General features: G+C 73.8%; 19 protein-coding genes. 8 read left to right on the forward strand and 11 right to left on the reverse strand.

The features are described from left to right. Window positions 1-177: 177 nt before the first annotated feature. Window positions 178-2,316 (forward strand): alpha-galactosidase, encoded by a 2,139-nt coding sequence (locus tag AB0B63_RS26635; protein WP_357023484.1) that lies wholly within the window; start codon window positions 178-180, stop codon window positions 2,314-2,316. Between the two features lie 90 nt (window positions 2,317-2,406). Here AB0B63_RS26635 and AB0B63_RS26640 read toward each other — a convergent pair whose 3' ends face one another. Next, complete coding sequence (locus AB0B63_RS26640) at window positions 2,407-3,798, reverse strand: cellulase family glycosylhydrolase (RefSeq protein ID WP_208569904.1); 1,392 nt, start codon at window positions 3,796-3,798, stop codon at window positions 2,407-2,409. Between the two features lie 394 nt (window positions 3,799-4,192). Here AB0B63_RS26640 and AB0B63_RS26645 point away from each other — a divergent pair, with 394 nt between their 5' ends. Next, on the forward strand, window positions 4,193-5,155 hold the full coding sequence (locus tag AB0B63_RS26645; RefSeq protein WP_208569905.1) for a TIGR03557 family F420-dependent LLM class oxidoreductase: 963 nt from the start codon (window positions 4,193-4,195) through the stop codon (window positions 5,153-5,155). A 5-nt stretch (window positions 5,156-5,160) separates the two neighbouring features. Next, window positions 5,161-6,105 (forward strand): alpha/beta hydrolase, encoded by a 945-nt coding sequence (locus AB0B63_RS26650; RefSeq protein ID WP_357023489.1) that lies wholly within the window; start codon window positions 5,161-5,163, stop codon window positions 6,103-6,105. Between the two features lie 167 nt (window positions 6,106-6,272). Here AB0B63_RS26650 and AB0B63_RS26655 read toward each other — a convergent pair whose 3' ends face one another. From AB0B63_RS26655 to AB0B63_RS26695, 9 genes are all read right to left on the reverse strand, one after another. Beyond that, a complete protein-coding gene (locus AB0B63_RS26655) occupies window positions 6,273-7,382 on the reverse strand; it encodes a hypothetical protein (protein ID WP_357023492.1) in 1,110 nt (369 codons plus the stop codon). Beyond that, entirely contained in the window at window positions 7,379-7,897 is a 519-nt protein-coding gene (locus AB0B63_RS26660) for a SigE family RNA polymerase sigma factor (RefSeq protein ID WP_357023496.1), read from the reverse strand. The genes AB0B63_RS26655 and AB0B63_RS26660 overlap by 4 nt, the downstream gene beginning before the upstream one ends. Before the next feature lie 82 nt (window positions 7,898-7,979). Continuing rightward, on the reverse strand, window positions 7,980-8,882 hold the full coding sequence (locus tag AB0B63_RS26665) for a hypothetical protein (protein WP_357023499.1): 903 nt from the start codon (window positions 8,880-8,882) through the stop codon (window positions 7,980-7,982). A gap of 89 nt (window positions 8,883-8,971) precedes the next feature. Then, window positions 8,972-9,829 carry an endonuclease/exonuclease/phosphatase family protein gene (locus tag AB0B63_RS26670; RefSeq protein WP_357023502.1) on the reverse strand — a complete coding sequence of 286 codons (858 nt, stop codon included), beginning with the start codon at window positions 9,827-9,829 and terminating at the stop codon, window positions 8,972-8,974. Window positions 9,830-9,839: 10 nt separating this feature from the next. After that, a complete protein-coding gene (locus AB0B63_RS26675; RefSeq protein ID WP_357023505.1) occupies window positions 9,840-11,333 on the reverse strand; it encodes a phosphatase PAP2 family protein in 1,494 nt (497 codons plus the stop codon). An 82-nt stretch (window positions 11,334-11,415) separates the two neighbouring features. After that, complete coding sequence (locus AB0B63_RS26680) at window positions 11,416-12,417, reverse strand: YihY/virulence factor BrkB family protein (RefSeq protein ID WP_208569911.1); 1,002 nt, start codon at window positions 12,415-12,417, stop codon at window positions 11,416-11,418. Next, window positions 12,410-13,417 (reverse strand): diacylglycerol kinase family protein, encoded by a 1,008-nt coding sequence (locus AB0B63_RS26685; protein WP_208569912.1) that lies wholly within the window; start codon window positions 13,415-13,417, stop codon window positions 12,410-12,412. Before AB0B63_RS26685 ends, AB0B63_RS26680 begins: the two co-directional genes overlap by 8 nt. A gap of 102 nt (window positions 13,418-13,519) precedes the next feature. Then, window positions 13,520-14,098 (reverse strand): Clp protease N-terminal domain-containing protein, encoded by a 579-nt coding sequence (locus tag AB0B63_RS26690; protein WP_208569913.1) that lies wholly within the window; start codon window positions 14,096-14,098, stop codon window positions 13,520-13,522. After that, complete coding sequence (locus AB0B63_RS26695; RefSeq protein ID WP_067310060.1) at window positions 14,098-14,334, reverse strand: HTH domain-containing protein; 237 nt, start codon at window positions 14,332-14,334, stop codon at window positions 14,098-14,100. The genes AB0B63_RS26690 and AB0B63_RS26695 overlap by 1 nt, the downstream gene beginning before the upstream one ends. Before the next feature lie 115 nt (window positions 14,335-14,449). On the opposite strand from AB0B63_RS26695, the gene AB0B63_RS26700 reads away from it, so the two are divergent. From AB0B63_RS26700 to AB0B63_RS26715, 4 genes are all read left to right on the forward strand, one after another. Further along, entirely contained in the window at window positions 14,450-15,283 is an 834-nt protein-coding gene (locus tag AB0B63_RS26700) for a PP2C family serine/threonine-protein phosphatase (RefSeq protein ID WP_208569914.1), read from the forward strand. A gap of 54 nt (window positions 15,284-15,337) precedes the next feature. Continuing rightward, window positions 15,338-16,168, forward strand: coding sequence for a universal stress protein (locus AB0B63_RS26705; RefSeq protein ID WP_357023510.1), 831 nt, complete (start codon window positions 15,338-15,340; stop codon window positions 16,166-16,168). A 126-nt stretch (window positions 16,169-16,294) separates the two neighbouring features. Beyond that, a complete protein-coding gene (locus tag AB0B63_RS26710) occupies window positions 16,295-18,697 on the forward strand; it encodes a phosphoketolase family protein (protein WP_208569916.1) in 2,403 nt (800 codons plus the stop codon). 73 nt (window positions 18,698-18,770) lie between these two features. Beyond that, on the forward strand, window positions 18,771-19,637 hold the full coding sequence (locus tag AB0B63_RS26715; RefSeq protein ID WP_208569917.1) for a universal stress protein: 867 nt from the start codon (window positions 18,771-18,773) through the stop codon (window positions 19,635-19,637). A 41-nt stretch (window positions 19,638-19,678) separates the two neighbouring features. On the opposite strand, the gene AB0B63_RS26720 is transcribed toward AB0B63_RS26715, so the two are convergent. Further along, window positions 19,679-22,027, reverse strand: coding sequence for a heavy metal translocating P-type ATPase (locus tag AB0B63_RS26720; RefSeq protein ID WP_357023515.1), 2,349 nt, complete (start codon window positions 22,025-22,027; stop codon window positions 19,679-19,681). A 115-nt stretch (window positions 22,028-22,142) separates the two neighbouring features. On the opposite strand from AB0B63_RS26720, the gene AB0B63_RS26725 reads away from it, so the two are divergent. Then, window positions 22,143-23,222, forward strand: a complete 1,080-nt coding sequence (locus tag AB0B63_RS26725; RefSeq protein WP_357023518.1) for a nitroreductase family protein — start codon at window positions 22,143-22,145, stop codon at window positions 23,220-23,222. The last annotated feature ends 21 nt before the right edge of the window (window positions 23,223-23,243 follow it).

Consider the following 23,243-nt stretch of genomic DNA (forward strand, 5'->3'; position numbering starts at 1 on the left):
CCCGCACCTGCGCGAGCTGACGATCTCGATGGCCCCCACCCACACCCACGCGCGAGAGCGGTATTCCTGGCAGGCATAAATATGACCCACAGGCATACCGCTCTCGCGCGCTACTGACACCCCTCGACCTCACCCACCGTGACGGACGCCGGGGTGCCCGCACCGGAGATGAGCGCCATGACCGATCCGACCGTGATCCACCTGCGCCGGGGCCGCACCAGCCTGGTGCTCGACGCGCGCGGCCCGGGACTGCCCCGGATCGTGCACTGGGGGGCCGACCTCGGTCCGGTGCCCGCCGACGACCTGCCGGCCCTGGTCGACGCCACCGTGCCGCCGGTGGTGCCGAGCAGCTTCGACGCGCCGACCGTGCTGTCCCTGCTGCCCGAGGCGAGCGCCGGCTGGAGCGGCCGGCCCGGCCTCGCCGGCCACCGCGCCGGCCACGACTGGTCCACCGCATTCCGGCTCGACAGCCTCGACGTCGACGACCCGGGTGGGGCGGCGCGGGTGGGCGTGCGGGCGACGGACCCGGGCGTCGGGTTGACCCTGACCGTCGAGATCACCCTCGACCCGGTCGGGGTGCTGACCGTGCGGCACCGGCTGCGCAACGACGCCGACCACCCCTACGAGGTACGCGAGCTGACGCCGGTGCTGCCCGTGCCTCCGGTCGCCACCGAACTGCTCGACCTCACCGGGCGCTGGTGCCGCGAACGCACACCGCAACGGCACACGTGGTCGCAGGGCGCGTGGGTCCGCGAGGGGCGGCACGGCCGCACCGGGCACGACGCCACCCTGCTGCTGGTCGCCGGCACCGCCGGGTTCGGCTTCGGCCACGGCGAGGTGTGGGCGGTGCACACCGCGTGGAGCGGCGACCACGTGACCGTCGCCGAACGCCGCCCGACCGGGGAGTCCACCCTGGGCGGCGGAGAACTGCTCGCCCCCGGCGAGATCGTCCTCGGCCCCGGCGACGAGTACGCCACCCCGCTGCTCTACGCGGTGCACTCCCCCGCCGGACTGGACGGGCTCAGCGACCTGCTGCACACCCACCTGCGGGCCCGACCCAGCCACCCCCGCACGCCGCGCCCGGTCACCCTCAACGTCTGGGAGGCGGTCTACTTCGACCACGACCTGGACCGGTTACGGACCCTCGCCGACCGGGCCGCCGAGGTGGGGGTCGAGCGGTTCGTCCTCGACGACGGCTGGTTCACCGGCCGTCGGCACGACCGGGCCGGCCTGGGCGACTGGCAGGTCGACGCCGACGTCTGGCCCGCCGGCCTGGGGCCGCTCATCGAGCATGTTCGCGGGCAAGGCATGCAGTTCGGACTCTGGGTCGAACCGGAGATGGTCAACCCCGACTCGGAGCTGTACCGCGCCCACCCCGACTGGGTGCTCGCCGCCCCCGGCCGGCTACCCCTGCCGTGGCGGCACCAGCAGGTGCTGGACCTGGCCAACCCGGCGGCGTACGCGCACCTGCTCGGCCGGCTCGACGCGCTGCTCACCGGGAACCCGGGGATCAGTTACCTCAAGTGGGACCACAACCGGGACCTCACCGAGGCTGGGCACGCCGGCCGGCCCGGGGTGCACGCGCAGACCGTGGCGGCCTACCGGCTCTTGGACGAGCTACGCGCCCGGCACCCGCACCTGGAGATCGAGAGCTGCTCGTCCGGCGGGGCCCGGGTCGACCTGGAGATCCTGCGGCGCACCGACCGGGTCTGGGCCAGCGACACCAACGACGCCCTGGAACGGCTGTCCATCCAACGCTGGACCGGCCTGCTGCTGCCCCCGGAACTGGTCGGCACACACATCGGCCCGGGGCGTTCGCACACCACCGGCCGGGTGCACACCCTGGGCTTCCGGGCGGTCACCGCGCTCTTCGGCCACCACGGCATCGAATGGGACATCGTCGCGATCGACGCCGAGGAGCGGGCCGAGCTGACCGCCTGGGTGGCCCTGCACAAGCGGCTCCGACCGCTGCTGCACACCGGGCGGGTGGTGCGGTTCGATCATCCGGACCCGGCCGTACAGGCGCACGGCGTGGTCGCCCACGACCGCTCCCGCGCCGTGTACGCGGTGTCCCGGGTGGCCACCTCCGGCACGCAGACCCCCGGCCCGGTGCGCCTGCCCGGCCTCGACCCGACCCGCCGCTACGCCGTCCGCCCCGCCGAGGGGGTGCCGCAGCCGGCGGCGATGCAGATCACCGAACCCCGCTGGCTGCCCGGTGTGACGCTGGGCGGCGCGGTGCTGGCGACGGTGGGTCTGCACCTGCCGGCCCTGCACCCGGAACAGGCCCTGCTCCTGGAGGTCGACGCGGTCGACTGACCGCCCCGGGTCCGGCCGCAGGGCGCCATCCCGGCGAGGACGGTGGTGGCCGGGCCCCAGGGGACCCGGCCACCGGTGGTGCGGAGGCGGTCAGCTCGCGGTGCAGGTCACCGTGGGGGCCGGGTTGCTGCCGGTCCAACTGCCGATGAAACCGAAGGCCGCGCTGGCCCCGGCACCGAGCCGGCCGTTGTAGTCGACGTTGCGCGCGGTCACCGTGCTGCCGCTGCTGCTCAGCGATGCGTTCCAGGCCTGGCTGACGGTCTGGCCGTTGGCGTAGGTCCACTTCGTCGTCCAGCCGTTGATGGCCGCGCTGCCGGCGGTCACCTTGACCTCACCCTGGAACCCGCCCTGCCACGAACCGATGATCGTGTACGTCGCGGTGCAGCCACCGGTCGCCGGCGGGGTCGTGACCGGCGGGGTGGTGGGCGGCGGGCTGGTCGGCGGGGTCGTGGGCGGGGTGGTCGGCGGCGTGGTGGGCGGCGTCGTCGGGGTGGTGCCGGAGTAGACCGACGCCTCCTTCGCGGTCGACTTGATGCCGTTGACGCCGTTGAAGATCCGCTGCCCCCAGGTGGTCAGGGCGGCCGGGTTGAAGTTGGTGGTCATGTCGAGGTACTCCACGCCACCGCCGTTGCCGCTCCACGACCAGCCGAGGTAACCGATCCCGTTGGCCTGGGTGTACGACAGGATGGTGTCCTCGTCGGGGTTGCCGTCGGAGTGGTCGAAACCGAACTCGCCGACCACGATGGGCAGCTTGGCGGTGCGGAACCGGCCCAGGTAGTCGCTGATCTCGGCGGCGGTGTCGAAGACGCCGTACATGTGGATCGAGAAGACGGTGTTCTTCTGCGGGTCGGCGGCGAACACCCCGGCCGCGTTGTCGCGCATGGTGAACGACCAGTCCTGACCCCAGTTCGGGGCGTCCACCATGATCGTGTGGGTGATGCCGCCGGCCCGCAGCCGCTTGATCGCGTTGGCGTTGTCGGTGGCCCAGGTGGCGTAGCCCTGGTTGCCGTACGGCTCGTTGCCGATGTTGACGATGACGTACCGCTCCTGGCCCTGCAGGGCGCTGGCGATGCTCAGCCAGTAGTCGACCGCCCGATCCAGGGTGATCGCCCCGGCCTGCTCGCCGTAACCGGTGGTGTCGTGCACCTCCAGCACGCAGATCAGCTTGTTGGCCTTGCAGAGCGAGATGACGTTGCTGACGTCGGCAGCGGTGTTCTTGGTCCAGCGGTCACCGCTGGCCAGCACCACCCGGACGGTGTTCGCACCGAGCGCCTTGATGTTGGCGAAGGAGGTGGTCTGCTGCGGGTACCAGGTGTGGGCGTGGTTGACGCCCCGCATGATGAACTCGTTGCCGTTGGCGTCGTAGAGCTTGCCACCGGAGACCGTGAAACCGGCTGCGGCCTGGGCCGGCTGGCCGAAGGCGAACACGGCGGCGAGGACGGTGAGCAGGGCGACACCGGCGACGGAAAGTCGCTTCTTCATGGGTTTCCTCAGGAAGGGTCGACCCCGTTGCCCTGGCGGGGTGGCGATGCTGGTGGGTGGCGCTCGGCTGCAGCCCGACAGCCGCCGCCGGAACTCCCTGGCCGCGTGCGGATCAGCGTATGCCGATGGAGCCGGGAAGGCAACCGGTTAAGTTACTGACGCGTTTCCCGCCGGGCCTGTGGCGACCCACACCGACCATGGGCCGCCACAGGGGGCAGTCATCCCCACCACAGGATGTGACACCACCAGCCTGAACCGGTTAAGTCGGACCCTAGACCCCCCTCCCGGGACCGTCAAGGGTCACCCGGTCGGGCGAGCCGGCCGCACCGGCGAGGTTGACCGGCGTCGCGCAGGGGTATCCGGTGACGATCGTCGCCCGGGAGGAGAAACCAGGATGGTCCGCGTCGGCTACACCCTGATGTGCGAACAGACCGGCCCCAAGCAGTTGGTCGACCACGCGGTACGGGCGGAGGCAGCCGGCTTCGACCAGCTGGTCATGTCCGACCACTACTACCCGTGGCTCGACGCGCAGGGCCACTCCCCGTACGCCTGGTCGGTGCTGGGCGCGGTCGCCCACGCCACCAGCCGGGCCGAGCTGATGTCCTTCGTCACCTGCCCGATCCGCCGCTACCACCCGGCGGTGGTGGCGCAGAAGGCCAGCACCATCGGGGTGCTCTCCGACGGGCGGTTCACCCTCGGCCTCGGCGCCGGGGAGAACCTCAACGAACACGTGGTCGGCGGCTGGCCGCACGTGCAGCAGCGGCACGAGATGTTCTCCGAGGCGCTCCAGATCATCCGTCCGCTGCTCAACGGCGAGACGCTGACCTTCTCCGGCAACCACTTCGACGTCCCCGACGCCTACGTCTGGGACCGGCCGGGACGCCCCGTACCGATGGCCGTCGCCGCATCCGGACCGTCGTCCGCCGCCCTCGCCGCCGAGTACGCCGACGGCATCGTCGCCACCGAACCCGACTCCCGGATCATCCAGCTCTATGACGACGCGGGCGGCGCCGGGCAGCCCCGCTACGGCCAGGTGGCCATCTGCTACGGCCCCGACGAGGCCGAGTGCCGCAAGATCGTGCACGACCAGTTCCGCTGGTTCGGCAACGGTTGGAAGGTCAACGCCGACCTGCCCGACCCGGACGCCTTCGCCGCCGCCACCCAGTTCGTCCGGGAGGAGGACGTCGCCGACGGCATCCCCTGCGGACCGGACGTCGAACGGCACGTCGAGGCGTTCCGCGCCTTCGTCGACGCCGGCTTCACGCACGTGGCGATCGTGCAGGTCGGCGGGGACAGCCAGCCGATGTTCCTGGACTGGGCGCAGGAGCAGCTACTGCCCCGGCTCCGCGAACTGTGACCACGGTGGCCGGTCGGGCCGGGTCGCGTACCCGCCCCGACCCGACCGGCATCGGCCTCGACGCGTTGCGGCGGGCACTGGCCGCCCCGCATCCGACGACCGGGTCGGACCGGCCGCCCGTCCACACTCCCGACCCGGACCGCCCGGTCACCGCGCCGGGCCCGCAGGCCGTCGCGCGCCGGGTGCGGACGGCGTTGACCAGCGAGTTCCGGCTCGTCGACAGGCTGCGCACGCACACCCGGCGCTCCGCCGACCCGACCGTGCCCGGCATGCCCCCGGTGGTGCTGGTGCACGGGCTGGCCGTGTCGCACCGATACCTCACCCCGCTGGCCGAGACGCTCGGCACCACCCACCCGGTGTACGTGCCCGACCTGCCCGGCTTCGGGCTGAGCGCCCACCCCGGCCACTCCTACAACCTGCGGCAGCACGTCTCCCACCTGCTGGCCTGGCTCGACGCGTACCAGATGCCCCCGGTCTGCCTGGTCGGGCACTCGTTCGGCGCGGAGGTGGCCGCCGCGCTCGCGGCGGACCGCCCTGCGGCGATCCGGGCGCTGGTGCTGGCCGGGCCGACCAGCGACCCGAGCGCCCGGTCCCGGCGAGGGTTGGTCGGCCGATGGCTGGTGGACAGCCTGCGGGAGGCGCCCTGGCAGGTGCCGATCCTGGTCCGCGACGTCCTCGACGCGCGCCCCTGGCGGGTGGCCGCCACAATCGCGCACTCGGTCCACCACGCGGTGGAGGAGGATCTGGTCCGGATCGCCGTGCCCACCCTCGTGCTGGCCGGGGAACGCGACCCGATCGTGCCGCCCCGGTGGCGCGCCCAGGTGACCCGGCTGGTGCCCGACGCCCGGCTGGTCACCGTGCCCGGGGCCGCCCACAACGTGCTCACCACCGCCCCCGGACCGGTGGCCGAGGCGATCCGTGACCTACTCGTCCCGACCCTGGCCAGGTGAACCATGCGTTTCGGCAACACGCAGATCCGACCCCTCGGCGGCGGCTTCGGCTGCCTGCTGATGATCCTGTTCTCGGTGCTCGCCTCGATCGCCCTGACCGTCGTGGTCAACCTGCTCCTCTGACGACCGGCGGGGAGCGCGGCGTGCACGCTCCCCGCCGGTCGACGTCACAGCGGTCGCCAGGTCGATTCGTCGTCGTGGGTGGCGACCGGCCGGACGGCGGCGGCCAGGTCCCGGGCACCGTCCTCGCCGCCGAGCGCGGCACTGCCCGCCGGACTCCACGTTCCCACCACCCCCCGGCAGCCGGCGCAGCCGGGCACGGCACCGACCGACCAACTGCCGGACTCACCGTTCTGGCCGAACATCCACGCCGGTCGGCCCTGCACGCGGCCCGTCGGGTCATCCGGCTGGTCGCCACGCTCCAGGCCGACGGTCAGGTCCCCACCGGCGGCGGAGGAACCGGGAAGCCGGTAGTCGAGAATGGCCCTGCCCCATTGCCCGTCCCGCCAGCTGAGGTGGGCCTGGTAGAGCCGGGCGTCCGACGGCAGCGCCACCGGCCCGAACGGCACCCGGACCGGTTGCCGCTCCCACACCATCCCCGCGGCCACCCGGCGCAGCACCTCCGCCGGCCGGTCGAGGGTGAACCCGGTGATCGTGACCCAGGCGTCCGGGGCGTACTGCCAGGAGAGCACCGTCTCCTGGCGGTTGGGGCTGGTGTGCAGGAAGGCCGGGTGTCCCTGCACCGGATCGACAGGTGAGCCCGGCGGGGTGGCCCAGGGTGTCGGCTCGTTGCGCAGCTTTCCCGCGCTGCTGTTGTCCCGGCTCAGCTGGTCGGTGAAGAAGTCCACCCCCCGCGCGCCCACGGTCACCGTGACGCTGCCGGCCCGGAAGTCGGTCCGGGCCACCCCGACCGGCGTGGCGCGGAGCGCCAGGGTCGTCTGCCGGTCAGCGGTGGTACGAAGGTTCCGTTCGGACAGGTCGGCCGGTAACCAGGTCAACCGGAAAAGCTGCCGGGCCGGATCGAAGGCGGTGGGTGCCACCGTCGGCGGCCAGGTCCGGTCGGCCGGAGTCGGCGGCGGCCGTACTCCCAGCAGTGCGGTGACGCCGAGCAACGCCACGGCGGTGATCACCGCCGTGGCGGCGACGGCCAGCCGGCGACGCCGCACCGTGCGCTCCCCCGCCGTCACCAACACCGTTGCTCCCGGCCCCCCGGCCGGCAGGTCGTCGGCGGCCCGGGTCAGCATCTCCCGGACCAGGGTCTCGTCGTCGTGGATCACCGGGTCACCTCCGTCGGGTCCGCCAGCGGCAACTGCCGGCGCAGCGCAGCAAGTCCCCGCGCGGTCTGGCTCTTGACGTTGCCGGCCGAGCAGCCCAGCACCTCGGCGGTCTGCTCGACGCTCAGGTCGGCGTAGAAGCGCAGCACCAGCACCATCCGCTGGCCGGGTGGCACCGCCGCCAACGCGGCCCGCACCGCGACCGTGTCCACCACCGCGTCGGTCGGTGCAACTCCCCTGGGCTCCGGCTCCGGCGGGCGGTCGAGCAGGCGTACCCCGAACCAGCGGGACCGGCGCTCCTGCCGGAACGCGTTGACCAGCATCCGGTGCACGTACGCCCCGATGTCGTCGGCGGACCGTGCCCGACCCCACTTGACGTAGAGCCGGGTCAGCGTCTGCTGCACGACGTCGTCGGCACGGTGGGCATCTCCCCCGGTCAGCAGGTACGCCGTCCGGCGCAGCTTCGGTGTCGCCCCCGTCACGAAGTCGACGTACTCCTGCCGTTGCGTCGCGTGCATCGACCACTCCCCGTCCCGGACGCTGGCACTGTCACCGTACGGATGGCCCCCGGTTTGGAAACGGTTGCACGGGGGAGAGAACTCAGAACGGACGCCAGCCGGCTTCGTCGTCAGGGTCGGTGACCAACCGGACCCGGGCGGCGAGGGCGAGCGCGGCCCGGTCGCCGCCGAGCGCGGCCAGACCGTGCGGCGTCAGTACCCCGACCTCGGCCACCGTGCGCGGGGCCGCACCGGGAACCCGCCCGACCCGGTACGTGCCCAGGCCACCGGCCGACCACGCCGGCCGGCCGTCAGCGGTGGTGTTCCCCGGCCCGCCCGACCAGTCCCGGCGCACGCCGATGGTCAGGTCGCCGTACGGCGAGGGGGAGCCGGACGCGAGGTAACCGCCCCACACCCGGTGCCACCTGCCGTCGCGCCGCTCGACCGCCACCCGTTCGAGTCGGCAATCCGCAGGCGGTGGCACCCGGAGGAAGGGAACCGTGAGCGGTCGGTCGTCACCGACCAGCCCTTCGGCGATCTGCCGCAGCACCCGGGCCGACCCGGGCTGGTTGGTGGACAGCACCGCGGCCCACGCGTCGTGGGCGTACCGCCAGGACAGGGCGGCCCGTGAGCCGTCGGGACTGACGTACAGGTGCGCCGGACGGTCCCGCACCGGCGCGACGGCGACCCCGGGCGGAGTCGACGGTGCGGCCGACCCGGCCAGTTCCGGATCCCACTCGCGCAGCGGCCGGCAGACGTCCACGCCCCGGGCCCCCACCGTCACCGTCACCACCCGGCCGGCGCGCACCGGAGCGGCTCCCCGGCCCGGGGTCCACGCCGGCAGCAGGGCGGTGAGCGAGTGCTCCCACCGCTGCCCGGTGTAGGTCAGGTGGGTCAGCTCCCCGGGCAGCCAGGAGAGTCGGAAGACCCGCCGACCGGGATCGAACTCCGACGGCACCCCCGTCGTGCGACACCCGGCGTTCTCCTGCTCCCGCATGCTACCCATCGACCACTCCCCGTCCCGGACGCCGGCACTGTCACCCGTAGCGATGGCGGCGGGACCGGAAAGGGTTGCACGGGTTCCGTGGTGGGCGGTCAGGCCGGGTCGAGGTCCAGCTCGGCGACGACCGGGTAGTGGTCGGAGGCGTACTCGGTGTCGCCGCCGCGTACCACGTGGACGTCGCGCAGCCGGGCGGCGAGCGCCGGGGTGCCGAGCAGGTAGTCCAGCCGCATGCCGGAGAACTCGCCGCCGCCGTGCCGGGTCGGCGCGGTCAACCCGACCTCGGCCGGGCCGGCGGCGTGGGCCGGATCGGCCGGCCCGCCGCCGCGGGGCAGCTCAGGCGACCCGGCGGCGTGGGTCCAGAGGTCGACCAGGCCGGCGGCGAGCAGCCGGGCCACCGCCCGGGTGTCCACGGTCCGCCCGTCGCGGCGCAGGTGCCGCCGCCGGTACGCCGCCGGCAGCCGGGCCACCCGGTCGGCGTGGTCGGTGCCCGGGTCCAGGGTGTTCAGGTCACCGGCGAGCAGCGCCAACTCCCCCGGCGCGCGGCCTACCGCACGGGCGAGCCAGCCGGCCTCGATGCGCCGCCGCAGCCCGGTGTACGGGTCGAGGTGGGTGCCGAACACGGTGAGCGGGCCGGCGGTGGTGGCCAGCTCGACCCGCTGCGCCGCGTGGTGCAACGGTCGACGGACCGGCCCGGCGGAGCGGATGCGCCACGGCGGGCGGACCAGCACGGCAACCGGCTGACCGAAGCAGCTGCGGGCCAGGTGGGGGCGCATCCCCACCCGGTCGGCGAACCCGGCCAGCACCCCCGGCCGGTCGAAGCCGCGCAGCTCCTGCACGGCCAGCACGTCGGGGGCCTGCACGGTGACGACCCGGCACACCAGGTCCCGGCGGTCGGGGCCGGTCCGGTCCCGACCGCCGGTCCTGATGTTCCAGGTCATCATCCGCAGCACGGTGGCCGGCTCACCCGGGACGGCCGGCCTTGGCCAGCTCGTCGTCCAGCTCGTCGACCTGTTCCGACTCGATCTCGGGCCGGTTGCCCTCGTAGACGTCGGCGTTGGGTCGGATCACCCAGTAGAGCAGGCCGATCCAGAGGCCGCTGAGGATGAGCGCGCCCATGAAGTCGGTCGGGTGGTGCATGCCCCGGTACATCCGGGAGACCGCCACCCCGACCGGCATGATCACGGCCATCGCCACGAAGAGCCACCGCCACCAGCGGTCGGTACGGACGAACACGATGATCGCGATGACCAGCCAGAGGCAGGTGGTCGCGGCGATGTGCCCGGACGGGAAGGACGAGGTGGGCATCTGCCCGTCGAGGTTCTCCACCGCCGGGCGGGGCCGGTCCACCACCCGGGCCGAGGCGAGGAACAGGCTCAGCTCGCCGAAGAGCGCCAGCACCACGAAGAGCACCGGCCGCCACCGCTTCCAGATGGCCAGCACCAGCGGGCAGAAGACCAGCGAGACGATCAGGATGGCGTGGGTGTCGCCGAACTTGCTCCACCACCAGCTCAGCTCGGTGAGGAAGTCGGTGTGCCGGGCGGCGAACCAGCGCGGCACGTCGGTGTCCAGGGTCTCGAAGATGGTGCCCTTGGCGTGGTAACTGACGTACGTGCCGAAGGCGTACAGGGCGCCGAAGACGATCACCCAGCCGACCAGCAGCTCGGCCACGGCGGAGCGCGGGTGCTCCAGCACGTGCTCCTCGGCCGGGGCGGGGGTGATCTTGTCACTGGCCTCCGGTTCCAGCCCCTCGCTCAGCGGCGGCACCGGCCGGCCACGCTCGCGCCGCCACAGCCGGAAGGCGTACGCGGTGACACCGAGCCAGGCCGCGCCGAGCAGCCAGCCGCCGATCACGTCGGAGACGAAGTGCACGCCGAGCGCGATCCGGGTCAACCCGATCAGCGCCACCAGCACGGCGACGATGGCGATCGCCGGCTTACGCCAACGGGGCGCCATGGCGGGCAGGAAGACCAGCAGCAACGCCCCGTACGCGACGAACGAGCCGAGCGCGTGCCCGCTGGGGAAGCTGTTGCCGGGGGCGCTGGCGACGGGCACGTCGACCACCGGGCGGAGCCGGCCGACCAGGGCCTTGAGCGACGGGTCGAGGATCAGCCCGCCCACCCCGGTCACGATCAGGTAGACCGCCAGCCGGGACTGGCGACGGATCAGCAGGGTGACCACGGCGATCGTGACCAGCCAGATCAGCACCGGTCGGCCACCCAGGTCGGTGACCGCCTGGAGCACGGTGACCAACGCGTGGTGCGGCGCGACGAGCCCGTTGAACCATTCGGCCGCCTCGTGGTCGGCGTGGTACATCGGGCTCCACTTGAACCGGACGAGCATCAGCAGCAGCCCGAAGGCCACGCCCGCGCCGGCCACGGCCAGCAGGCCGGCGACGCTCCGTTCGGCGAAATGGCCGAGCGGCCGTCGGGCCGTCGTGTCCTTGACCGCGGTCACCCCGCACCTCCCTGCGTCAACGTGGCGAGGCGCGCTGTACCCGATTCTGCCGTCCCGTACACGCCCGTCCGGTGTGGCGGGCTCACAGTGCGGTCATGTCACCGGTGTCGAGCAGTTCCTCCCGCTCGGCCTCGGGCTCCCACAGGTCCGGCTGGGCCGGCTCCGGAGCGCCGATCCGCATCGCCTCCAGCTGGGCGGCGAACGACAACCCGCCGAACAGCGCCATGCCGGTGAGGTTGGCCCACAGCAGCAACGCCATCATCCCGGTCAACGCCCCGTACGTCTGGCCGAAGCCGCCGCTGAACTTGACGTACGCGGCGAGCAGCAGGCTGGCCAGCCACCACAGGGCGGTGGCGATGCCGGCGCCGAAGTAGAGCCAGGACAGGCCGGGCTGCTTGCGTCGGGGCGCGTGCCGGAAGATCACCGCCACCGCTACCACGGTCAGCACGAGGCTCAGCGGCCAGCGCACCACCTCCCAGAGGCCGGCGGCGAGATCACCCCACTCGTAGTGGCGCTGCACCGACTCGCCCATCGCCCCGCCGCCGACCAGGATCAGGAACCCGGCCAGGGCGGGCAGGCCGGCGACCACGGCCAGCACCGCCGCGCGCAGGTACTTCCACAGCGCGGGGCGGTCCCGTTCGACGCCGTAGATCCGGTTGGCGCCGCGCTCGATCTGGGCCATGGTGGTGGTCAGCGCCACCAGGCCGGTGATCAGGCCGAGGGTCAACGCCAACTCGCCGGTGCTCTCGGTGCGGTCCCCGTCGCCGAGGAGATCCTGCACCACCTGCTCGCTCTGCCCGGGGGTCAGCGCCAGCACGGTGTCGGCGACCACCCGGCCGCCCTCCTCGACACCCAGGTCGCTGATCAGGCCGGTGAGCGCGATCAGGAACGGGACCACGGCGAGGCAGAGTTGCAGGGCGAACGCGCGGGAGTGGCTGAACCCGTCGCCGTAGCGGAACCGGATGAACGCGTCCCGCAGCAGTTGCCAGCCACCTAGCCGGCGCAGCGTACGCCAGGCGTCGTCGGCGGCGAGTTCGTCCGACGCCATCAACCGGGTCTCGGGGACGAGCTTGGTGCTACTCACGGCGGGCTTCCTCGATCAGCTTCTCGCCGCGCTGCGCCGCCGCGTCGGCGTCGTACGCCAGATCCGGGTCCTGGGCCGGGCGCGGCACGCAGAGCCAGAGCGACCCGGGTCTGATCTCGGCGGTCAGGGTGCGGCCGGGTGCGATCAGGTCGCCGTCGAGCTGCCGGGGCTGGGCCCTGGTGCTGGTGATGACGACCTTGCGGGCCCGGTGGACCTCCATCCGGGGGACGCTGCCCTGCCGGCGGACCAGCGCCCAGCCCATGGCGAGCCAGTGCCGGACCCGGTTGGGGGTGAGCACGGCGACGTCGAGCCAGCCGTCGTCGGGCTCGGCGTCGGTGAGCAGGCGCACCCCGCCCTGGAGCCGCCCGACGTTGGCGACGAGCACGGTGCGGGCCCGGCGGCGCATCGGGGGCCGGTCGTCGATGCGGACGGTGAGCCGCATCGGGCGGTCCCGCAGGTGCTTGGCCGCCCCCACCACGTAGGCGGGCCAGCCGATGCGGGCCTTGGTGGTCTCGGAGGTGTCGGCCAGCATCTGCGCGTCGAAGCCCATCCCGGCCATGACCGCGAAGCACTGGTCGTCGACGACGCCGACGTCGAGTCGGCGTCGGCCGCGTTCGACGGCCACCTGGAGGCCGGCGGCCAGGTCGTTGGAGAGTCCCAGGTTGGCGGCGAGCAGGTTGCCGGTGCCCTGGGGCAGCACGGCGAGTTCGACGTCGGTGCCGGCGAGCGCGGTGACGCAGGCCATCACGGTGCCGTCGCCGCCGCAGGCGAAGACCAGCTCGGCCCCGGCGGCGACGGCCTGCTCGGTCTGGCCCCGGCCGGGGTCCTCGGCGGTGGTCTCGTACCAGGTCGGGGCCGGCCAACCGGCGGCGGCGAGCGCCTCCTCCACGGTCGCGCGGAACTCGTCGAGATCAGTCACCTTCGTCGGGTTGACCACCACCGCCGAGCGCGGGGCGCGGTCGCCGTCGGTCACCGTACGCTTCTGCTCTGCACCGTCCACGGCGTCAGTGTGCAGCACCCCGGCCGGGTCAGCGACCCGACGACGACCGACGTTGCATTGACCGCAAACAGGTTTGATCCGGGTTGGGACCTACCCGACCGGTCAGGCCGCCGTCCGCAGCGCCAACTCGATCCGTCGGCGCAGGTCGTCGAGGTCCACGCCCGCCTCGGTCAGCACCACCGCGCCCAGGCCGCCACCCTCGCGGAGCACGCCGAGCAGCAGGTGTTCGGTGCCGATGTGCCGGTGCCGCAGCCGGAGCGCCTCGCGTAGCGCCAACTCCAGCGCCTTGCGGGAACGGGGCGAGAAGGGCCCGCCGACCGGCCGGCGCAGCGGCCACCGTCGGCGTGGGGCCGGGACCGCCTCGCGTAGGGCGTCCGGGCCGAAGTTGTCCTCGATCCGGGCGACGATGGCCGCGAGGTCGATGCCGATCTCGCGCAGCGCGGCCGCGTCCGCCTCGCCGAGCCCGATCCCGCCGGCACCGACGTGCCGCCGGATCCGGGCGCGCAGGTCGTCGGCGTCGACGCCGGCGGAGGTGAGCACCCGGCTGGCGAGCGCATCGGTGTCGGCCAGGACGGCGAGCAGCAGGTGTTCGGTGCCGACGGGACGTCGCCCGTCGCGCTGGGCCTGTTCGACCGCGCTCCGGACGACGGCGCGGGCCCGATCGGTGAACCGCTCGAACATCATTCCTCCCAGGTTCCTCGGACCGCCGGTCGCCCGGCGTGCTTCTTGTGGACCGCCTGCCGGCTCACCTCGAGCGCGTCGGCGATCTCCTGCCAGGACCAGCCCTGCCGTCGGGCGTTGTCCACCTGGACCACCTCCAGCCGTTCGAGGAGCCGACGCAGGGCGAGCACCGCGCGCAGGCCGACCCGGGGGTCGGTGCTGCCGGCGGCTGCCGCGAGTTCCGTTGCCTGACTCATGCTGTCAACTTACGTTGACAATTCGGCTGTGTCAACCACAGTTGACGCACCCGACCTGCGCCGACACGACGCCGGACGCCCCGGTCCAGGCCCGCGACGGTGCTACCGTCCGCTGGTGTTCCGTCGCCGCACCACCGACCAGCCCATCGAGGCGGCCCGCCGGCTGCCCGTCGGCCGGATCGAGTGGGAGATCGCCGGCGGCACCGTGGCCGGTCACCGCTACTCGGCCAACTTCGACGTCCTGCACGTCGACCCGGAACTACCGTTCGCGGTGGTCGTCGACGGCATGGGCGAGGGCGAGGGCAGCCGGGTCGCCGGCAGCACCGCACGCGACACACTGCGCGAACTGGTCCACGCCGGCTGGCCGGCCGTCGGTCCCCGCGAGCTGCGTGCCGCCGTCACCGAGGCCCAGATCCGGGTACGCCGGGCCGGCGCCGCCGTCGACGAGCTGGCCGGCTGCACGCTGACCGCGCTGCTCGCCGCGCCCGACGGCGAACTGGCCTGGATCGTCCAGCTCGGCGACTCCCGGGCCTACCGGCTGCGCGACGGGCTGCTGGAACTGGTGACCGTGGACCACACGATGGCCTGGCTCGGGGTGCTGCACGGCTGGTGGCCGGCGAACTCCCGGGAGGCGTCCCGCGCCCGCTACCAGCTGCTGCGCTACCTCGGCCACCCCGACCGGCCCGACCCGGACCTGCTCGGGGTGCCGCTGCGCCCCGGTGACACCTGGCTGCTCTGCACCGACGGGGTCAGCGACCAGCTCGACTACCACCGGCTACGCGAACTGCTCGCCGAGCCGGACCCGACCCGGGCGGTACGCGCCCTGCTCGCCGCGAGCCTGGCCGAGGGCGGCAGCGACAACGCCACCGCCGTCGTGCTGCGCGTACACCCGGGGACCGGACCGACCCGTCCGGCTGATCGGGCTCCACCGCCTCCCCGGCGCGACTAGCGTCGGTGGGGACGGCGCGGGGCGTAGGGTGCGGGCGCCCGGGAGGTGAACCGGATGACCGGGTCCACGGGCGGGCCGGTGGTGGTCGGTGTCGGGCCGGCACCGACGGACCTCGCGGTGGTCCGGGTGGCCGCCCGGGAGGCCGCCGCGCACGGCCGGGACCTGGCCCTGCTGCACGCCTTCAACTGGGAGGCCGCGTTGGCCGGCCCGTCGGTCGCCGGCAGCCGCGACGCCGCCGAGGAACTGGTCGCCCGGGCCGCAACGGCCGCGAACGAGGTCGAACCAGGGCTGCCGGTCAGTGGGGAGATCGTCGAGGGGGCACCGGTCGAGGCCCTGATCCGCCGTTCCGGGACGGCGTTCCTGGTGGCCATCGGGGACGGCGGGATGGCCGGCTGCGGCGGCTGCGTACCCGCCGACGCGCCCGCCGTGCAGCTCGCCGCCCGCGCCGGCTGCCCGGTGCTGGTGGTCCGCCGCGACCCACCGCCCCCGGGCCCGGTGCTGGTCGGCGTGGACGGCTCGCCCAGCTCCCGGGCCGCGCTCGTCTTCGCCTTCGGCTGTGCCGCCCGCCGCCGGGCCCGGGTCATCGCGGTACGGGTGATCGAGCCGGGACGACCCGACGACGGCGACGACGTGCTCGGCACGCTGGTCGGCCAGGCCCGCCGGCACCACCCGGACGTGCCGGCGGAGTGCCACACCGTACGCGGCGATCCGGGGACCGTCCTGGTGGAGCAGTCCCGGTCGGTGCAGGTGGCGCTGGTCGGCGCCCGGGGCGACCAGCCGGGGCGGGGGATGCTCGGCGAGGTGAGCCAGACCCTGCTCTACCACGCGCCCGCGCCGGTCATCGTCGTCCGTGGGTTGGTTTCTGCCGGGGCGGGCGGGGCATGACGACCCGGCGAGGCCGGGACCAACGGCCCTGACCGGTGACCGGGCAATCGCGAAGACTGGGTCTGCCCGGGGCGAAACGGCGCTTCCGGGTGCAGAACTCCCCGACCCGCGAGAGGCTTTGGCAGCATGGACACCGCTCTCGACCTGCACAGCCCCCTGACCGACGACGAGCTGCGCCGGCTGGACGCCTACTGGCGGGCGGCAAACTACCTCACCGTCGGGCAGATCTACCTGCTCGACAACCCGCTGCTGCGCGAGCCGCTCGCCCCCGAGCACGTCAAGCCCCGGCTACTCGGCCACTGGGGCACCAGCCCCGGCCTGAACCTGCTCTACGCCCACCTCAACCGGGTCATCGTCAACCGTGACCTGTCGGCGATCTTCGTCACCGGCCCCGGCCACGGCGGCCCCGCGCTGGTCGCCAACACCTGGCTGGAGGGCACCTACAGCGAGCTGTACCACTCGGTGAGCCGTGACGAGACCGGCATGCAGCGGCTGTTCCGCCAGTTCTCCTTCCCCGGCGGCATCCCGAGCCACGTCGCACCGGAGGTGCCGGGCTCGATCCACGAGGGCGGCGAGCTGGGGTACGCCCTGAGCCACGCCTACGGCGCCGCCTTCGACAACCCGGACCTGCTGGTGGCCTGCGTCATCGGCGACGGTGAGGCGGAGACCGGCCCGTTGGCGGGCAGCTGGCAGTCCAGCGTCTTCCTCAACCCGGCCCGCGACGGCGCGGTGCTGCCCATCCTGCACCTCAACGGCTACAAGATCGCCAACCCGACGGTCATGGACCGGATCCCCACCGAGGACCTGCTCAACCAGATGCGCGGCCACGGCTACCAGCCGTACCTGGTCGCCGGGGACGACCCGGAGCAGGTGCACCAGCTCCTCGCGGCCACCCTGGACCGGGCCTGCGACGAGATCGCCGAGATCCAGCGGGTGGCCCGCTCCGGCGGCCACGTCGAGCGCCCCCGCTGGCCGATGATCATCCTGCGGACCCCGAAGGGCTGGACCGGCCCGGCCCAGGTCGACGGCAAGCAGGTCGAGGGGACCTTCCGCGCCCACCAGGTGCCCATCGCCGAGGTGCGCGACAACCCGGAGCACCGGGCCGAGCTGGAGCGCTGGCTGCGCAGCTACCGTCCGGAGGAGCTCTTCGACGCCACCGGCGCCCCGGTCGCCGAGCTGACCGCACTGCCGCCCAAGGGCGAGCACCGGATGAGCGCCAACCCGGTCACCAACGGCGGGCGGGTGCTGCGGGACCTGACCCTGCCGGACTTCCGCGACTACGCCGTCGACGTCAAGCAGCCGGGTGAGCCGGTGGTCGGCGCGGCCGGGGTGCTCGGCACCTGGGTCCGCGACGTGATCACCGCCAACCCGCAGACCTTCCGGCTGTTCGGCCCGGACGAGGTCGCCTCCAACCGGCTCGGTGCCGCGTTCGAGGTCACCGACCGGGCCTTCGACGGCCGGATCGAGGCCACCGACGACCACCTGTCCCCCGACGGCCGGGTGATGGAGGTGCTCTCCGAGCACCTCTGCGAGGGCTGGTTGGAGGGTTACCTGCTGACCGGCCGGCACGGCATCTTCACCAGCTACGAGGCGTTCATCCACATCGTCGACTCGATGGTCAACCAGCACGCCAAGTGGCTGAAGGTGACCCGGGGCATCCCCTGGCGGGAGCCGATCGCCTCGCTGAACTACCTGCTCTCCAGCCACGTGTGGCGACAGGACCACAACGGTTTCTCGCACCAGGACCCGGGCTTCATCGACCACGTGGTCAACAAGAAGGCCGAGGTCGTCCGGGTCTACCTGCCGCCGGACGGCAACACCCTGCTCTCCACCATGGACCACTGCCTGCGCAGCCGGCATTACATCAACGTGGTGGTGGCCGGCAAGCAGCCCGCCCCGAACTGGCTGACCATGGACGAGGCGGTCCAGCACTGCCGGCGCGGCCTGGGCATCTGGGACTGGGCCAGCACCGACGACGGTCAGGAGCCGGACGTGGTGCTCGCCTGCGCCGGTGACGTGCCGACCCTGGAGACCCTCGCCGCCGCCGACCTGCTCCACCAGCACCTGCCCGAGCTGAAGGTGCGGGTCGTCAACGTGGTCGACCTGATGCGGCTCCAGCCGTCGTCGGAGCACCCGCACGGCCTGCCGGACAACGAGTTCGACACCATCTTCACCCGCGACAAGCCGATCATCTTCGCCTACCACGGCTACCCGTGGCTGATCCACCGGCTCACCTACCGCCGGGCCAACCACGACAACCTGCACGTGCGCGGCTACAAGGAGGAGGGCACCACCACCACGCCGTTCGACATGGTGATGCTCAACGACCTGGACCGCTTCCACCTGGTCATCGACGTCATCGACCGGGTGCCCGGCCTGGCCGCCCGCGCCGCCCACCTGCGGCAGGAGATGGTCGACACCCGGCAGGCCTGCCGCGACCACACCCGCCGCCACGGTGAGGACGACCCCCGGGTCGCCGAGTGGCGCTGGATCCGGGAGACCGAGCCGCAGCAACTCGACGGGCAGTGACACCCCCGGGGTCCGTGGTGGGCCGGTCACCGGCCGGCCCACCACGCCCCACCAGCCAGGAAAGGACGAGACGATGAACTCCGACGAGATCCTGGTCGGCTACGACGGTTCCGCCGACGCGGGCGTCGCCGTGGACTGGGCGCTGGCCGAGGCGCGGCGCAGCGGACGCCCGGTCCGGCTGGCGTACGTCTTCGAGTGGATGACCGTCGCCGGCTGGGTCGGCCCGGGGGTGGCCCCCGGGGTCTGGCCGGACGACGACGCCCGACGGCAGGTCGAGGAACTGGTGCACAAGGCCGCCGCGGACGCCACCGCCGCCTGGCCCGGCGTCACCGTGCACGGCGAGGTCTTCGACGGCCCGCCCGCGCTGGTGCTGGAGGAACGCTCCGCCGAGGCCGGGCTGCTGGTGCTCGGCAGCCGGGGCCACGGCGGCTTCACCGGTCTGCTCGCCGGCTCCACGGCGGTGTCGGTGGCCGCCCACGCGCACTGCCCCGTGGTGGTGGTGCGGGAGGCGCAGGCCAAGGTCGACGGGCCGGTGGTGGTCGGCTACGACGGCTCCGATCAGGCCGGCACCGCGCTCGGGTTCGCCGTGGAACGGGCCGCGCAACGCGACGCCCCGCTGCGGGTGCTGCGGGCCTTCGAACCGCCGGACGACCGCTGGCGGCCCTCCGACCCGGACGCCGAGGCCCGGCTCGCGGCGGACCGGGCCGAGATCGACCAGGCCCTCGCCGGGTGGCGGGAGACCTTCCCGCAGGTGCCGGTCACGGTGGAGATCGCACCGGCCCGGCCGGCCGCCGCGCTCGTCGAGGCGAGCCGGGACGCGCAGCTCGTGGTGGTCGGCAGCAGGGGACGGGGCGGGCTGCGCGGGATGCTGCTCGGCTCGGTCGGCCAGCAGCTCATCCAGCACGCGCACTGCCCGGTAGCGGTCGTCCGCGAACGCTGACCACCCCGACCGGGGCGGCACGGATTGAGCCGGCGAGTGGATCAGGACCCGGGGGTGGGCGGGGCGGGATCGAGGGAAAGGTAGTCCTCCTCTTCCCCGGCCAGGTGCAGGCGCAGCACGGCGTCCAGTCCGTAGAGGCTGGCGAGCAGGTCGGGCACCTGGTCGGGGTGCAACCGCCCGTCGGCCCGGGCCAGGTGACCGCCGATCCGGTCCACCAGCCCGTGGATCTCCACGTGTTCCCGACTCATCGTGGCCGTCGCCTCGTCGCCGCCCAGCGGGCCGGCCAACGCCGGATAGAGCTGCCGCTCCTCGGCGTCGGCGTGCGGCAGCACCTCGTCGGTCAGCCGCCGGTGCGTGTCGCGCAGCGCCGGCAGGCACCCCTCGGCGGTCGGCCGGGTCGCCACCAGGTCGGCGGTGTCACGTACCCGGGCGAGCACGTCGCGTACGCCGGCATGCTGGCCGGCGTACCGGTCGAGCAGGGCACGGGTGGTCGGCGGCACGTCCCGGCGGCGCAGCCCGCCACGCAACGCCCGCAACGCGTTGAGGATGACCAGCACGTCGATGCCCTCCTGGAGGAAGGCGCCCGCCACCGGCGGCAGCCGACCGGCGGCGGCCACCAGCATCGCGAGCACCGCCAACCCCATCCCGACGGCGGCGCTCTGCACCGCGATCCGGCGGGCGTGGCGGGCGATCTCGACGGCGTCGGCGAGCCGGTCCAGCCGGTCCACGGTGATCACCGCGTCGGCGACGTCCGCCGACGCGGTCGCCCCGGTCGCCCCGGTCGCCCCCATCGCCACCCCGACGTGCGCCGCCGCCAACGCGGGCGCGTCGTTCACCCCGTCACCCACCATCACGGTCACCGCCCGCCGCGACTCCCGCCGGACCCGGTCCACCTTCTCCTGCGGCGAGCAGCGGGCCAGCACCTCGTCCACCCCCACCAGCCGGGCCACCTGCTCGGCGGTACGCGGCCGGTCCCCGGTGAGCAGCAGCAACCGGGACAACCCGGCCTCCCGCAGCCGGCGTACCGTCCGGCGGGCATCGGGACGGACCGGGTCCGCCAGCAGGATCGCGCCGAGCGGGCCCTGGTCACCGCTCACCCACACCGTCGACCAGCCGGCCAACTCGGCCCGGTCCCGGGCCAGCTCCGCCCAGTCGGGTAGGTCACCGCCGAGCTGCCCGACCCGCACCAGCCGGCCGTCGACCCGGCCGCTCACCCCGCGCCCCGGCTCCTCGGTCACCTCCGTCGGCGTGGCCAACACCAGCCCCCGCTGGCGGGCCTGCCGCACCAGCGCCACGGCCAGCACGTGCGGGGACAGCTGCTCCACCGACGCGGCCAGCCGCAGCACCTCGTCCCGGTCGCCGCCGGGAGCGACCACCGTCTCCGCCGCCCAGGGCCGGCCCGCCGTCAGCGTGCCCGTCTTGTCGAGCAGCAGGGTACGGGCCCGGCCGAGCAGCTCCAGCGAACCACCGTCGCGCACCAGGACACCCCGCCGGGCCACCCGCGACAACCCGGAGACGATCGCGATCGGGGTGGCCAGCAGCAGCGGGCACGGCGTCGCCACCACCAGCACCGCGACCGCCCGGACGAACTCCCCCGACCACACCCCGGCCACCGCGGCCAGCGCCAAAGTGAACGGGACGAACGCCGCCGCGTACCGGTCGGCGAGCCGTACCGTCGGGGCCCGGTGGGCGGTCGCCTCCCGCGCCAGCCGGACGATCCCCGCGTAGGTGCTGCCCGCCGCGTCCCGGGTGGCCCGCAGACCCACGGCGGCACCGGCGTTGACGACCCCGCTGGGCACCTGTTCCCCGGCGGCCCGGCCCACCAGTTGCGACTCCCCGGTCACCACCGACTCGTCCAGCGTCGCCGGGGCCGTCAACACACCGTCGACCGGCACCACGTCCCCCGGCCCGACCAGCAGCTGGTCACCCACCGCGACCCGGTCCAGCCCGATCACCTCGATGCCCCCGTCGGGGGTACGCCGCCGTGCCCGCCGGGGTGCCCGCTCCAGCAGGGCACGCAGGTCGCGGGTCGCCCGCCCCTGCGCGTACGCCTCCAGCGCCCGCCCCGTCGCCACCATCACCGCGATCACCGCACCGGCCAGGTACTCCCCGACGAGCAGCGCACCGGCCAACGCCAGCACCGCGATCACGTCCACCCCGAACCGCCGCCGCCACAGCTGACGCAGCACCGCCCAGACCGCCGGCACCAACGCCACCAGGGTCGACGCCGCCCAGACCACGTCGGCCGTTCCCCGCCGGCCGGCCGCCCACAGGACCGCCCCGACCAGCACCGCCCCGGCGAGCAGGGTCAGCGGCGTCCACTCACGCCAACGCGCCCGACGCCGGCCGACCGGTCGCCCCGGAACGCACTCCCGCTGTTCCGTGCCCACCTGCGGATCGTCCCAACGGCACCGCGTCAGTGGCGCCGAACGGGAAAACGACAGGCCGAAGTGCCCGTCCGGGTGGGACCTGCCGCCGTGTCCGTACCGGGGCGGACGGGGCAGGATGGGACGGTATCCCCACCCGTGGACCGACCGGGTGGGGCACGATGGGAGAAACGGAAAGGTCGTGCCGATGAGCCACCAGACGCCCGCGACGGACCGCCCGCTGACCACCGCGCTCGCGGAGGCAGCCGCGACGGCCGGCCACGCCCCGTCGGTGCACAACACCCAGCCGTGGCGCTGGCGGGTCCTGCCGGACGCCCTGGAACTGCGGGTGGTCCGGGACCGGCAGCTCACCGCCGCCGACCCGGAGGGCCGCCTGCTGGCGCTCAGCTGCGGCGCGGCCCTGCACCACGCCCGGGTGGCGTTGGCGGCCGAAGGCTGGACGGCGGTGGTCGAGCGGCTGCCCGACCCGCAGCAACCGGACCTGCTGGCCCTGTTGACCGGCCTGACCCCTGCCGGGGCCGACCCGGACGCGATGCGGCTGGTGCAGTGCATGCAGGTCCGGCACACCGACCGCCGGCCGGTCAGCGACGAGCCGGTGCCCGCCGAGGTGGTCGACGACATCACCCGCGCGGCGGACGACGAGGGTGCCCGGTTGCAGATCCTCGACGCCGACCAGGTGATGGAGCTGGCCGCCACCGCCTCGCACGCCGGCACCGTGGAGGCGGAGGACCCGCAGACCCGCGAGGAGTTGCAGTACTGGACCCACCGGGCCGACACCGGCACCGGACTGCCGCCGGAGGTGCTGCCGCAGGACCAGCCGCAGACCACCGTCCCGGCCCGCGACTTCGGCAGCCCCGGCAACCTCCCGGTGGGGCCGGGGCACGACAAGGCCGCCGTGTACGGGCTGCTCTACGGCGACGAGGACGAACCGGACAGCTGGCTGGGGGCCGGTGAGGCACTCTCCGCGCTGTGGCTGACCGCCACCCGGCACGGGGTGTCGGTGGTGCCGCTGTCCGGCGTGGTCGAGGTGCCCGGCACCCGGCAGAAGCTGCGGCAACTGCTCAGTGGGCTCGGCTACCCGTACCTGGTGCTGCGGATCGGGCTCGCGGACCCGGCGCACGCCGGCCCGCCGCACACCCCGCGGCTGCCGGCCGCGCAGGTGGTCGACACCTCCGCGGTACGCGACCAGCGGTCCTGACGATCTCGTGCCGGGCGGTCA

Source organism: Micromonospora sp. NPDC049081 (assembly GCF_040648835.1).
In the GTDB taxonomy this organism is placed as follows: domain Bacteria; phylum Actinomycetota; class Actinomycetes; order Mycobacteriales; family Micromonosporaceae; genus Micromonospora; species Micromonospora antibiotica.